The sequence below is a fragment of the Candidatus Electronema sp. TJ genome (assembly GCF_048287355.1).
Lineage (GTDB): Bacteria > Desulfobacterota > Desulfobulbia > Desulfobulbales > Desulfobulbaceae > Electronema.
In genome coordinates, this window is the sequence record NZ_JBLWEP010000065.1 from 1 (window position 1) to 11480 (window position 11480).

The following is an 11480-nucleotide window of genomic DNA, read 5'->3' on the forward strand; positions in this document are numbered from 1 at the left end:
CGCAAGAAACTTTTCCGTGAACAGCAGAGGTCACAACTTGGGTTATGTTAACTTCAGCGGAGCCCTATCCTCTGGCAGCTAGTCGGCCTATCCGTTGAATTGTTTTCAACTTGCCAGAGAGGCTTTTTTTCTTTTCTCCAGCTGGCCCTCCACAGGAAGCCAAAGCAGCGGCGGTTTCTGCCGAGCCGTGAAGGGTTGCGGCTCGCTTTCAGATCTTCGTGGCCGAGCTGCGGATATTTTCAGCTCGGCTACAGATGGTTCCGGCTGAGCCGTGAATCATTCTTGCCGAGCTGAAACCTTTTCCGGTGAAACAGAAAACGTTCTCTGTTTAACCGGAAAGGTTCTTGGCTCAGCCAGCAAGGTTTTCTGCTGAGCTGCAAACGTGTTTGGTTAAGCTGCAACTGTTCGCAGGTGAGTCAAACAAGATGCGACCATAGAATACGTATGCCTATGCCGACTAAAACTCCGCCGCCAACCATCTCCATCCGTTTGCCAAAGGCTGTGCCGACCTTTCTGCCAATCATCATGGCAAGGGTGGAAAGCAGAGCAGTGATGATGCCGATCATCGCTGCCGGATACCAGATCGTCACTTCCAGCATGGAAAGACTGAGACCGATGGCCAGCGCGTCGATGCTGGTGGCCAGGCTGAGCAGCACCAAGGTAAGGCCGCGCGAGGGATCATCGGCAATGCTTTCCTCGTTCTCGGTGCTGAGGCCGTTGTAAAGCATCTTGCCGCCGACAAAGCTCAAGAGGCCAAAGGCGATCCAATGATCAAAGGCGGAGAACTGCGCGGCGAAACTGACTCCGGCCAGCCAGCCGAGCACCGGCATCAGGGCTTGGAAAAAGCCGAAATGAAAGGCGAGGCGGCAGGAGGAGCGGGCATCACGGACAAAGCCTGCTGCCGCTGCGGCCAAAGAGACCGCAGCAGCGTCCATCGCCAGGCCGCAGGCGATGACAATGATTTCAAAAAAACTCATCTGAGGATGCTGCTCGTCGCAGACGGACAAATTAAGATATTCTGATTGCATCCTGCCAAGATGCAGGACATGGACTCAGCGCAGCATAGCCGATCCGCCGCTGTCCGTCAATGCGCGGCATCGTGCCGCAGCTTTGAAAAAAGGGTGATTTTTACGGACAAACATGCTAAAGGAGAAGGACAGACCCGACATCGCAGCTCCATCCAAAGAAACATGGCTCAGGCTCCCTCGCAAAAGAAACGCAGTCTCGGTGTGCTGATCGGCGGCTCCGGCCTGATCGGCGGCACTCTTGCGCACTACTTCAAGACTCAGGCCCCGGATGATTTCGACATCCGCGCCCCCAGTTCAAAGAAGCTGTCCATCCGCAACGCGCAGGACATCATCGTCTATCTCAAGCGGGCCAAGCCGGATTTTGTCATCAACGCGGCTATGGCCTCGCTGGACTCAGATGCGCAGCTGGCCTTTGAGGTCAACTATCTCGGCTGCGTCAACTTGGCGCGGGCCTGCTGCGCCCTGAACATTCCGTACATCCACTTCAGCTCCGCCGCCGTCATGCCGCACGGCGAGAACCTGGCTGAGGAGGACCGGCTGACGCTGATTCCCGGCATGAGCAACTACGCCAAGTCCAAGCTGATGGCGGAAAAGACCTTGGAGCACATGATGCGGCATCACGGGCTGGACTGCACCATCATCCGGGTTTCCATCGTCTATGGCGAGCACGACCACAAGATTCAGGGCTTCCACCGCCTGCTCTTCGCCATTGCCGACGAGGCCGTGCCCTTCCTCTTCACCAAGCGCGGGGTGAAACATTCTTACACCAGCGCGGCCAAGATTCCTCACTTCGTCCACCACGTCCTCTTGCGCCGCGAGGAGTTCTCCGGCCAGGTCTATCATTTCGCCGACCCGGAGCCGGTGGCCTTGGACGACCTGATCCTGACCATCCGGGCCTATTTGGAGGTCAAGCTGCCGCGTGAAATCTACGTGCCCTATCCCGTGGTCATCGCTGGCAAGTTCTTCTTGGAGCGGGTGACCGGCGTGCTGAACTGGTTCGGCATCACCGCCCGCCTGCCGCCGGAGTATATGTTCCTTAAGAATGTCTATCTCTCGCAGACGCTTTCGACCGAGAAGCTGCGCCGCTCCAGTTATATTGATCCGGCCCCGGACGAGGACATCTACACCCGGCTGCCGAGGCTGGTCATCTACTATCTGACCCGCTGGGCGCATCTCAATCTGATCACCCGCTTCCGCGACCAGTTCATCGGCAACGAGCTGGCCAACGATTTCCTCCGGCATCCTGACGAGCTACTCGGCAGCGTTCATGCCGACTCCACCGCGCCTTGGACCGCTCTGCTGCAGACCGACGAGCTGGCCGCCGAGGCGGCTTCCGAGCCTGCCGACGACGGCGAGGCTGACTTCTGAACACTCTGACTCATGTCTCCGATGCAATATCTGCGCGGGCTGCTGGCCCTGCTCACCATACCGCCCTTGACTGCCGCCGTCTGTTTCAGCGCGATGGCCGACGTACGCTGGTTCCGCAAATCCAAGGCCAAGGCGCAGCAGTTTCCCCGCGCCTGGGGGCGGCTGCTCTGCCGGATCGCCAACATCCGGGTGCGTGTGGAGGGCGGCGAAGACTTGGATCCGGCCCGGCCCTACATCTTTATCGGCAACCATTGCAGCATGGCCGACATCATGGCCTTTTCCGGCTACATCAGGCATGACTACCGCTGGATAGCCAAGAAAGAGCTGTTCAAAATACCTGTCTTCGGCACAGGCATGAAGGCGGTGGATTACATCCCCATTGACCGCTCGCACGGACGGGAGGCGGTGCAGAGCCTCAACGACGCGGCCCAGCGCATCGCGGAAGGCAGCTCGGTGATTCTCTTTCCTGAAGGCACCCGCAGCCCGGACGGCCATCTCCAGCCGTTCAAGACCGGCGCGGTGCTGCTGGCGATCAAGGCCGGAGTGGAGCTGGTGCCGGTGGGCTTCAACGGCACGCATCAGGCCCTGCCCAAGGGCAAACTGCTCTCGCGGGGCGGCGAGGTGCTGCTGCGCATCGGCCCGCCTGTGCCGGCGGCAGGCTTCAAGGCCAAAGACAAGCAGGCCCTGGCCGCGCTCCTCCAAGAGCGGGTGGCCGGGCTGCTGGACGAATGCCACCTACCGCTGGCCGCGCCGCCTACGGAGACGGGCTGCGGCATGGACGGAGATATATAACATGCTCCGCGCCTGCCGCTGGCATTTCTCCCTTCTCAGCTTGGTGCTGTTCGGCATCGCCTCGCTGCACAGCGGGCAGACGGACGCTGCTGAAGTCTACAGAGACAGCCCGCTGATTCATGTCGAGGTCACGCTGCTGATCCTCCTTTTCATCCTCTTTGTGGCGCAGCTGATCGGCGCGCTCTTCCTTGTTCTGGAGAAACGCCGGGGCGAGCTGTGGAAAGCGGCGGCAGACCTGCTCATCGGCCTCATCCTGACCAGCCTCGCCTTTGCCGCTGACGGGCCGACGCTGCTGCGTTGACCTGAACACATCGAACCTAGTCCCGCTCCTCACACGCCATGAAAGCTCTCCGCGCATTCCTGCACCTCTTTTCCTGCGTCCCGCTCTCCGGCTGGCTGCTCGGCGGCCTGACAGCAGCCCTGCTGGAGCATTATCTCGGCGCGCAGACCGCGTACCAGCTCTGGCTGCCGAACATCCCGGTGCTCTTCGGCATCACCGAGCTGTTCAGCGCCCTCAAGGACCTGAGACCGCAGGTTGTTCCCGGCGTGCTCGGCTACAACCTGCTTGTTTACATCCTGCCGACGCTGCTCGCCGCCCGTCTCTCCGCGCCGCTGATGAACCGCCTCTCGGCCTGGCTTGAGCAGCTGCCGGTCTGGCTGGCCACGCTGCTGCATCTGGCCGCCTTCTACGGCATCCTGCACCTCTGGGCGGGCATCAGCGATTACCGGGCGCTGGTGGTCAAGCTGACCCTGATCGCGGTCATCCTCACCCTCAGCCTGAACATCATCAACGGCTGGCTGGGCGAGTTCTCCTGCTCGCACCCCGGCTTCATGGCTGTGGGCGCGTACTGCTCCTCTTGCCTCAGCCTGAAGCTCTTCACCGAGAGCAAGCTCTTCGGCCCTGCCCTGCTTGATCCTGCCCTCGGCCCGTGGCTCTTCCCGCTGATCCTGCTCGTCAGCGGCTTGGCTGCCGCTCTCAGCTCGCTGATCGTGGCCATCCCCTCCTTCCGCACGCGCGGCGACTACTTGGCCGTGATCTCTCTGGCCTTCATGTTCATGGTCAAGAGCGCGGCGGAGAACATGTCCTTCCTCGGCGGGCCGAGCGGCCTGAGCAGCCAGCCGGATTACTCCTCCCTGCCTGCGGTCTTCGCCTGGACCTGCCTCTGCGTCTGGACAATCCACAACTTCACTGTCTCCATCCGGGGCAAGGCCCTGAACGCGGTGCGCGACAGCGAAGCGGCAGCCAGCGCAATGACCGTCAACACCCGCAGCGTCAAGATGACCGCCTTCCTCTTCGGCGCGTTCTGGGCGGGCGTGGCGGGCGGCCTCTACGCCCATCTGGTGCGCTTCATCAACCCGGCCAGCTTCGGCCTGCAAACCTTGGCCGAGACCTTGGCCATGGTCTATTTCGGCGGACTCAACTCCATCGCCGGATCCATTCTCGGCGCGGTGAGCATCAGTGCCCTCAGCGAGGGCCTGAAGCCGCTCAACCACTGGAAGTGGATCATCATTCCCCTGCTGCTCATCCTGATCATGATCTACCGCTCCAACGGTCTGATCGCCTTCACCGAACTGAACGTCCGGCGGCTGCTGCGGCCAAGGCCGCGCTGAAGCGCCGCAGTCTCACGGTGTGGCAAACTGAACAGTTTTGTCAAGAGATTCAAAGGCGGATGCTTTTTCTTTTTTCCAAGGTATAATGGCCCGTTTGAATGATGCTTGGAGGCTGAACCATTCACCCAGAAAAAAAAGGAGAGAAACCATGCTGACAGTGACCGATGCCGCTCTGAAAGCCATCAAAACGCTCTTGGCGCAGCTCGACATCAGCAGCTCAATCCGCATTGTCCTGAAAGAGGGCAGCTGCCGGGGCCAGACACTGCGCCTCTCTCTCTGCGGAGAGCTGGAAAACGACCTGCGCTTTGCCTTTGACGGGCTGATCTTCCTGATTGACCGCAGCTTGGCGGCGGCCGAAGGTGCTGTTGTCGTGGATTTTGACCCGGAAAGCGATCGCTGCCCGTGCAGCAGCCGGGGCGGCGGCTTCGTCGTCACCAGCGAGCGGCTGCCGCAGCGCTGCGGCAGTGCTGGCTGCTGGAGAAACTGTGCGCTCCGGCTGCGGGAGCAGGAGGAATCTGCGGCCGCATAACTGCCCAAAACACAAAGGCCGGGGAAGGCTTCGCTCGTCCCGGCCTGCGCCCCGTCTTGTCAGCCCCCCTGTCACACGCTCCGCATCAGCCCAAGATCAGCGCAGGAAGTTTCGCCAGAAACTGAAGCATCCCAAGCTGAATGATACATACAAAGATTGTGAAGACGAAAGAACAGCTGAAGGATATCTTCAGCACGATCCAATAGATTGCCGAGGCTGCGACAAATATGAGCATGACGGCTGAGAATCCCCCCACTGACACAATCAGCAATATTGCTGCCAGCACTTCAAGCGTCAAGGCTATGGCGCAGTGCTTTATCTGATTGTTTTCCGCGCCAAACAGATCTGCGGCAATTTTAATCGGCATGACGGTCAGGGCCATCATAAGCAAGATGCCCAGCGGCATGGAAAGCAGATCATTCATATTTATCTCTCTCCCCCCCCTTTTTTAGTCGCATTGTTCAGTCTGACATGCCGCCAGCCAGTGCTGCCGCATCCGATGATGCAAGTGCCTGACAGCGCAGATGCTGCCAGGCATGGCCTTCTCTTTAATGCTGCACTACCGGCAAAGCGGGCGCGGGACACTTTGTGCGAGCGTCTGCGCCATGATTTGCTGGGTCACTTGCATGACCATATTCAGCTTCTCGTGCGTCTGCGCGTTCTGCTGCTGCTGGAGGAGCATTGGAAAGCATTTCATCAGCACCTCATGCTGAGTCATGCTGGCTAAAACAGAGTACATCATCATGACAAACTGCTCCATCGCCATCTGCTCGCCGCTCTGGCAGCTCTGCGCCCGAACTTGGCTCAGCGTCTGGTCAAGCTGCTGCCGCACCTGCTGATTATTTTGCAGCGCGTCCTTGGTAACACTGACAACGCACTTGCCCTCTTCATTGCTCACTGGCTGAGGACTGTTCTGCGCCGCCGCGTTCCCAGGCAGCAGCCAGAGCAGGATGACAGGCAGCAGCCCTGTCCATTTCTGTCGTTTCAATGAAAGCATACCCATGGCACGATTCCTCCAAGTTGACGGTTTGATAAGAAAATGCGCCTCGCATAAGCGGGCGCGAAGTTCTGCCCGCGCTGAGCCTCAGTGCTGCGGGCAGAAGGGACGCGGCAGCGCTTTCTCCAGCGCAGCCTGCATAATAAGGAAAATATCGTAGGCGACATCCCGCACCCGCTCCGGCTCAGCGATGAAACATGCGGACAGCTTGGGCTGCATGGCCTGCGGGAGCATCGGCAGCAGCGGCTGCATGGCGAATGTTTCCGGCAGGGTCATCCAATCAGGATTTGGCGGGCAGCGCTGCTCCTGCACGCGCCGCACCGTCTCATTAAAAGTCTGCCGAAACGCCTCGTTGTACTGCACCGCATCTTCGGCGGCAATGGCAACGCAGCCTTTCTCAATCTCGGTCATTGGCGCGGATTGCGCCGCAGCTCTGTCCGGCACAAGCTGGAGCAGAGCGCAGGGCAACAGCCAGATGCACTTCCACCTTTTTAAGAGAAGCATAAGTTGGCCCTCCTCCAAGCCTTCTGATTTCTCTTAGAAAAAAAATTGTCTGTCTTCCTTCAGACTGCCACATGGTGGATAGTTTTGTCAAATGCTTTTTCTTCAGGCTGGAAGCGTTGCGGAAAAATCCAGAGACATGCTTGCAGCCAAAGACCAGGCAGGCCTGCTGCCAAGGAGCAGCACTGCCTGCTCTCAGGGACTAGGCAGTGCTGCTCCCCAAGACTAGGCAGTGCTGCTCCCGGAGACCAAGCAATCATGCCGGTCTTGACGCAGGGCCGAAACATCTTTCGCCCTGTGTGGCCCAGTGTCGGAAAACAGGCACGTCTGCCGCTGCAGCGTATTTTCCCATTGACAAAAAATCGGCACCTTTCTACAGTGTTTGCCTGAGGATATTTCAAGAGCAGTTTTATGCACCTGAACTTTTCAGCAAGGAGAAGCGATCATGTCTGTTCTATGGCGGCCCGAAATGAATGCCATGACCACTCCGCCGTCTTACTGGGCACGGGTTATTGCGAAAGACAGCGTTGGCTATCGGAAGCTGGCCGAGCAGATAGTCCTGAAAAATCCAGTGTGCAGCGTGGATCAGGCTGAGGCGGTGCTGCGGGCGCGGGACGCGGAGATCATGGAGCAGCTGCTGGAAGGGAATCAGGTGACGCTGGAAAACGCCTTCACCTACCGCCTCACCATTTCGGCCAAAATGGATGCGCCAGACGATCCGCTGCCTCCGAACGCGGTTGTCAATGTGCAAGTGTATGCGGCGCGGACATACTCCGAGGCGCTGCGACAGAAAGTCGTGCTCGAACGCCGGCCTCCTGATCATAAAACGCCTGTGATTGCCGGGGCGGAAGACACAGTGCTGCGTCTGAAGAATGTGCTGAATCCATATGGCGCATTGCGTCTGACTGGAACAGAAATGGCCTTTGATATCAATGGCGGCAATGGGGAATGTGTCATTGAAGGCACCAATGATGGGCGGATTGTGCAGACGCGCTTTGCCGTGATGTCGAACAGCATGATTACCCTCATGCCAGAAGTGCCAGAACAGAGCGAGCAGTGGAACAATGAGTACCGCGTCTCCATCTCGACCCGCTACACGCCGCGCGGCAGCCTGCGCACCGGCATCTATCCGCGCCTGCTGCGCACGCCGCTGGCAGTAAGCTTGGGGCAGAACCACGGCATTCTCAGCGGATCCGAAGCCAGCCCGCTGGCGCGGGTGACTGGCGGCCAGCTCAACGCGACCAGCGAAAGAACGCGGGTCGAGGCAGTGTTTGACGCGCAGAGCGGCGAGCTACGCCTGCGTCTGCTTGACATGCGCGAGGGCGGCGCGACCGGCGACGCGGTACGCGTGACTGGCAACGGCCTGCATGTGCTGCCGGGCTGGACAGACTCGCCGCTGCTCACGCTCAATGTGACTATGGACAACTACGCGGCTTTGCTGGCCAAAGTGCGGGAAGAATACACGGGCCGCCTGGTCGACATCTTGGACGTGGACGGCGGGGCCTGATTTAGCATATGAAAAAACTGCATCTCACCAGCCTCGGCTGCGCGAAGAACTTGGTCGACTCCGAGCTGATGCTCGGTGCTCTTGAACTCGGCGGCTGGCAGGCTGTGGAAGACCCGGCAGAGGCCGAGCTGCTGCTGGTCAACACCTGCGGTTTCATCCGCCCGGCAGCCGAGGAGGCGGTGGATGAGATCCTGGACTTGGCTGAATATAAAGAGGGTGATCCGACGAAGAAGCTGGTGGTGACAGGCTGCTTTGTCCAGCGTTATGGCAAGGATTTGCAGGACGCGCTGCCGGAGGTGGACCTGTTTGTCGGCATTGACGACCAGCAGCGGCTGCTGGAGCTGATCAGCCAGCTGGCCGACGGCAAAGCGGAGCGGCTGATTCTGAGCCAGCCTTCATGCAGCCTGATCAGCAGCGCACAGCCACGCCGTCTCTCCACGCCGCCCTTCCGCAGCTGGCTGAAGATCACGGAGGGCTGCGACAACCGCTGCGCTTACTGCATGATTCCGGCTATTCGGGGTAAGCTGCGCAGTCGGCCCGCCTCTGATCTGATCATTGAGGCACGTGCGCTGGAACAGGGAGGTGTGAAGGAGCTGTCGCTCATCGCCCAAGACCTGACCGCCTATGGCAGCGATCTGGGCGGCAGTCTGGCCAGCCTGCTCCGCCAGCTGCTGGCGGAGACCAGCATTCCCTGGCTGCGCCTGCTGTATCTTTATCCTGCTTCAGTCACGGACGAGCTGCTTGAGCTGATGGCCGGACAGCCGCGCCTCCTGCCCTATCTCGACATTCCCTTTCAGCATGTCAGCAGCAACGTGCTGCGGCGCATGGGCCGACGCTACGGGCGGCAGGACTTAGACCGGCTCGTCAGCCGCATCCGCAGCCTGATTCCTGACTGCGCCCTGCGCACCACATTGATGGTCGGCTTCCCCGGCGAGACGGAAGAAGATGCGGACGAACTGCTTGACTGCCTGCAACGCTGGCAGTTAGATCATGTCGGGGTCTTCCCCTATGAGGACGAGGAGGGCGCACCTGCGGCGGAGTTCCAGCCCAAGGTGCCGGACGAGGTGAAGCAGGAGCGCTTTGCGCGGGTGATGGAAGCCCAAGCGGCAATCAGCCAGCAGCGGCTGCGGCGGCTGGTTGGCCGGGAGGAGGAAGTGCTGGTGGAAGGGCTGAGCCAAGAAACGGATCTGCTGCTGGAAGGCCGCGCCCGCTTTCAGGCTCCTGACATTGACGGCTGCGTCTACATCAACGAGGGTGAGGCAAGCCCCGGCGAGCTTGTCAAAGTGCGCATCGCCGAGGCTCATGTGTATGACTTGGTGGGCGGAATCATAAGCTGAATTCCGCCCTGCGCCGGAGCAGCTTACTTGCCGTCCGTTTTCCGCGCCTCTGCGTCCACCCGCTCGCGCAGGTCTTTGCCGACCTTGAAGAAAGGCAGCTTCTTCGGAGCCACGTCGATCTTCTCGCCGGATTTCGGGTTGCGGCCTGTGTACGAGTCGTACTTCTTGACCGTGAAGCTGCCAAAACCCCGTATCTCAATCGAATCACCCTTGACCAGAGCCTCGCTCATGGCATCGATGATAGTTTTGGTCACGGAGGCGGTCTCGCGCACCGGCAGCTTGACTTTCTCGGCCAGCGTCTCTATCAGTTCTGATTTGTTCATGCTGTGCAGTTCTCTCCTTTGGTTGCGCAGTCGCGCCCTGCCTTCTGCAACGGGACAGGACGGTCGTTCTTGTTCTATGCGCCGCCTGCCTGACGGCAACGACGCGGCTCCTTGAGCCTCCACTTTCTATTATGGCAGTTATCGCACTGATTGTAAAGGAATTTGTCTTTATATTCAGCGGAATATATTCGCAATATCACTTTTCTTCAGAGAGCGGCACTTCCCCGGCCCCAGACTGCCCAGCCGCAGGCCGCCGTAGGCTGTCCGCTTCAGCCGCAGCACCGGATGGCCGACTGTTTGAAACATCTTCCGCACCTGCCGCTTCTTACCCTCGTGGATGACAATTTCAATCACGGCACGGCCTTTCTCCTGCCGCAGCACCCTGGTCCGCGCAGGCCAAGTCATCTGGCCGTCGATGAGCAGACCCTGCTCCAGCCGCCGCAAATCATCCTCGCCAGGTGCATCGCGCACCGTGGCCTCGTAGGTCTTCTTCACCTCAAATTTTGGATGCAGAATTTTGTTGGCCAGCTCGCCGTCGTTGGTCATCAGCAATGCGCCCTCGCTGTCAAGATCCAGACGGCCTACCGGGAAAAGCCGCTGTCTAATCTCCGGCGGCAGTAGGTCGCTGACAATTGGGCGGCCTTGCGGATCCGACAGCGTGGTGACGTAGCCTCGCGGCTTGTTGAGCAGGAGACAGACCTTTTCCTCTTCCAGCCGCAGCACTTTGCCGTCAACGGCAACAGCTGATTGCGCCGGGTCCGCCTTGCAGCCCAGCTCAGTGACAATCTCGCCGTCCACCGTTACGCGGCCAGCAGCGATGAGCTGCTCGGCGGCGCGGCGCGAGCAGATGCCTGCACTGGCGATGATCTTTTGCAGCCGCTCCATTTGTTTCAGCAAAAGAAGAGATTGATGGCGGAAAGTACGGTCAGCACTGCGGAAGCTGCCGCTGCCGTCCGTACTTGGTCGCCGTTGAGAAAGGGAAGTTGCAGTACCCGGATTCGCTGCGCGGCAAAAGCGTGCACTGGCTCGCCATCTGGGCTGGCATGCAGTTTGGCTGTGATTTTTATAATAAATGTTCCAGAGTTGTCAGCGGAAAAATTCCAGCGGTACACAGCAGGCAAGGTGCTGAGTTCATATATCTGCCGCCGCTCGCCGTCAATTTGCAATCCTTCGGCCTCAATCTCAATTTCCAAAGAAGGACAGGAAACATGATTGCAATAGATGAAGCTGCTGACGCTGCCGCATTCGTCCTCTTCCTCGCAATGCAATGGTCTATTCCACGGAAAAGAGAGTATAAGCTGAGCGTTCCTGCCGACATAAAACCATGCAGGAATCTTCCCACCGACCATGTCCGAATAATGCGGCACCCGGTAGCAGCAGGTCATGCCAGAAGCAAACTGCTTGTTGATCTTCCGCCGAACAATGCTGGGCAGACGGCAGAACAGAAACAGCGGCAGCTCCTTGAGAATCAGCACCCGGCGTTTCCG

14 protein-coding genes are annotated in these 11480 nt (G+C 59.4%); 7 read left to right on the forward strand and 7 right to left on the reverse strand.

Annotation, left to right across the window (positions count from 1 at the left end; genetic code table 11):
• Window positions 1-416 precede the first annotated feature (416 nt).
• Window positions 417-977 carry a manganese efflux pump MntP family protein gene (locus tag ACNKID_RS06400; protein WP_417912604.1) on the reverse strand — a complete coding sequence of 187 codons (561 nt, stop codon included), beginning with the start codon at window positions 975-977 and terminating at the stop codon, window positions 417-419.
• 213 nt (window positions 978-1190) lie between these two features.
• Between ACNKID_RS06400 and ACNKID_RS06405 the strand changes: the two genes are divergently transcribed.
• From ACNKID_RS06405 to ACNKID_RS06425, 5 genes are all read left to right on the forward strand, one after another.
• Window positions 1191-2396: an NAD-dependent epimerase/dehydratase family protein gene (locus ACNKID_RS06405; RefSeq protein ID WP_417912605.1), complete on the forward strand. Its 1206-nt coding sequence runs from the start codon at window positions 1191-1193 to the stop codon at window positions 2394-2396.
• 12 nt (window positions 2397-2408) lie between these two features.
• Window positions 2409-3188: a lysophospholipid acyltransferase family protein gene (locus tag ACNKID_RS06410; RefSeq protein WP_417912606.1), complete on the forward strand. Its 780-nt coding sequence runs from the start codon at window positions 2409-2411 to the stop codon at window positions 3186-3188.
• Between the two features lies 1 nt (window position 3189).
• Window positions 3190-3489, forward strand: a complete 300-nt coding sequence (locus tag ACNKID_RS06415) for a hypothetical protein (RefSeq protein ID WP_417912607.1) — start codon at window positions 3190-3192, stop codon at window positions 3487-3489.
• Window positions 3490-3527: 38 nt separating this feature from the next.
• A complete protein-coding gene (locus tag ACNKID_RS06420; protein WP_417912608.1) occupies window positions 3528-4799 on the forward strand; it encodes a branched-chain amino acid ABC transporter permease in 1272 nt (423 codons plus the stop codon).
• Window positions 4800-4947: 148 nt separating this feature from the next.
• Window positions 4948-5328 (forward strand): hypothetical protein, encoded by a 381-nt coding sequence (locus ACNKID_RS06425; RefSeq protein WP_417912609.1) that lies wholly within the window; start codon window positions 4948-4950, stop codon window positions 5326-5328.
• An 85-nt stretch (window positions 5329-5413) separates the two neighbouring features.
• Here the strand turns inward: ACNKID_RS06425 and ACNKID_RS06430 are convergent, their stop codons facing one another.
• The 3 genes from ACNKID_RS06430 to ACNKID_RS06440 all read right to left on the reverse strand — a co-directional run bounded on the left by ACNKID_RS06430 (window position 5414) and on the right by ACNKID_RS06440 (window position 6829).
• Complete coding sequence (locus ACNKID_RS06430) at window positions 5414-5752, reverse strand: hypothetical protein (protein ID WP_417912610.1); 339 nt, start codon at window positions 5750-5752, stop codon at window positions 5414-5416.
• Window positions 5753-5887: 135 nt separating this feature from the next.
• Window positions 5888-6331, reverse strand: coding sequence for a hypothetical protein (locus tag ACNKID_RS06435; protein ID WP_417912611.1), 444 nt, complete (start codon window positions 6329-6331; stop codon window positions 5888-5890).
• 81 nt (window positions 6332-6412) lie between these two features.
• Window positions 6413-6829: a hypothetical protein gene (locus ACNKID_RS06440; RefSeq protein ID WP_417912612.1), complete on the reverse strand. Its 417-nt coding sequence runs from the start codon at window positions 6827-6829 to the stop codon at window positions 6413-6415.
• A 442-nt stretch (window positions 6830-7271) separates the two neighbouring features.
• On the opposite strand from ACNKID_RS06440, the gene ACNKID_RS06445 reads away from it, so the two are divergent.
• The gene (locus ACNKID_RS06445; protein ID WP_417912613.1) at window positions 7272-8333 is read left to right on the forward strand and encodes a hypothetical protein; all 1062 of its coding nucleotides are present in this window, start codon (window positions 7272-7274) and stop codon (window positions 8331-8333) included.
• 8 nt (window positions 8334-8341) lie between these two features.
• A complete protein-coding gene (rimO, locus tag ACNKID_RS06450) occupies window positions 8342-9670 on the forward strand; it encodes a 30S ribosomal protein S12 methylthiotransferase RimO (protein ID WP_417912614.1) in 1329 nt (442 codons plus the stop codon).
• A gap of 23 nt (window positions 9671-9693) precedes the next feature.
• On the opposite strand, the gene ACNKID_RS06455 is transcribed toward rimO, so the two are convergent.
• From ACNKID_RS06455 to ACNKID_RS06465, 3 genes are all read right to left on the reverse strand, one after another.
• Window positions 9694-9993 carry an HU family DNA-binding protein gene (locus tag ACNKID_RS06455; protein WP_417912615.1) on the reverse strand — a complete coding sequence of 100 codons (300 nt, stop codon included), beginning with the start codon at window positions 9991-9993 and terminating at the stop codon, window positions 9694-9696.
• A 174-nt stretch (window positions 9994-10167) separates the two neighbouring features.
• Window positions 10168-10878, reverse strand: coding sequence for a pseudouridine synthase (locus tag ACNKID_RS06460; RefSeq protein ID WP_417912616.1), 711 nt, complete (start codon window positions 10876-10878; stop codon window positions 10168-10170).
• Between the two features lie 5 nt (window positions 10879-10883).
• Window positions 10884-11480, reverse strand: a 597-nt coding sequence (locus ACNKID_RS06465) for a hypothetical protein (RefSeq protein WP_417912617.1), incomplete at its 5' end; no start/stop codon positions are given.

Excerpts from the sequence above, each read along its gene's own strand:
- ACNKID_RS06400 (WP_417912604.1), bottom strand. The coding sequence starts at position 977 with ATGAGTTTTTTTGAAATCATTGTCATCGCCTGCGGCCTGGCGATGGAC.
- ACNKID_RS06405 (WP_417912605.1), top strand. The coding sequence starts at position 1,191 with ATGGCTCAGGCTCCCTCGCAAAAGAAACGCAGTCTCGGTGTGCTGATC.
- ACNKID_RS06410 (WP_417912606.1), top strand. The coding sequence starts at position 2,409 with ATGTCTCCGATGCAATATCTGCGCGGGCTGCTGGCCCTGCTCACCATA.
- ACNKID_RS06415 (WP_417912607.1), top strand. The coding sequence starts at position 3,190 with ATGCTCCGCGCCTGCCGCTGGCATTTCTCCCTTCTCAGCTTGGTGCTG.
- ACNKID_RS06420 (WP_417912608.1), top strand. The coding sequence starts at position 3,528 with ATGAAAGCTCTCCGCGCATTCCTGCACCTCTTTTCCTGCGTCCCGCTC.
- ACNKID_RS06425 (WP_417912609.1), top strand. The coding sequence starts at position 4,948 with ATGCTGACAGTGACCGATGCCGCTCTGAAAGCCATCAAAACGCTCTTG.
- ACNKID_RS06430 (WP_417912610.1), bottom strand. The coding sequence starts at position 5,752 with ATGAATGATCTGCTTTCCATGCCGCTGGGCATCTTGCTTATGATGGCC.
- ACNKID_RS06435 (WP_417912611.1), bottom strand. The coding sequence starts at position 6,331 with ATGGGTATGCTTTCATTGAAACGACAGAAATGGACAGGGCTGCTGCCT.
- ACNKID_RS06440 (WP_417912612.1), bottom strand. The coding sequence starts at position 6,829 with ATGCTTCTCTTAAAAAGGTGGAAGTGCATCTGGCTGTTGCCCTGCGCT.
- ACNKID_RS06445 (WP_417912613.1), top strand. The coding sequence starts at position 7,272 with ATGTCTGTTCTATGGCGGCCCGAAATGAATGCCATGACCACTCCGCCG.
- rimO (WP_417912614.1), top strand. The coding sequence starts at position 8,342 with ATGAAAAAACTGCATCTCACCAGCCTCGGCTGCGCGAAGAACTTGGTC.
- ACNKID_RS06455 (WP_417912615.1), bottom strand. The coding sequence starts at position 9,993 with ATGAACAAATCAGAACTGATAGAGACGCTGGCCGAGAAAGTCAAGCTG.
- ACNKID_RS06460 (WP_417912616.1), bottom strand. The coding sequence starts at position 10,878 with ATGGAGCGGCTGCAAAAGATCATCGCCAGTGCAGGCATCTGCTCGCGC.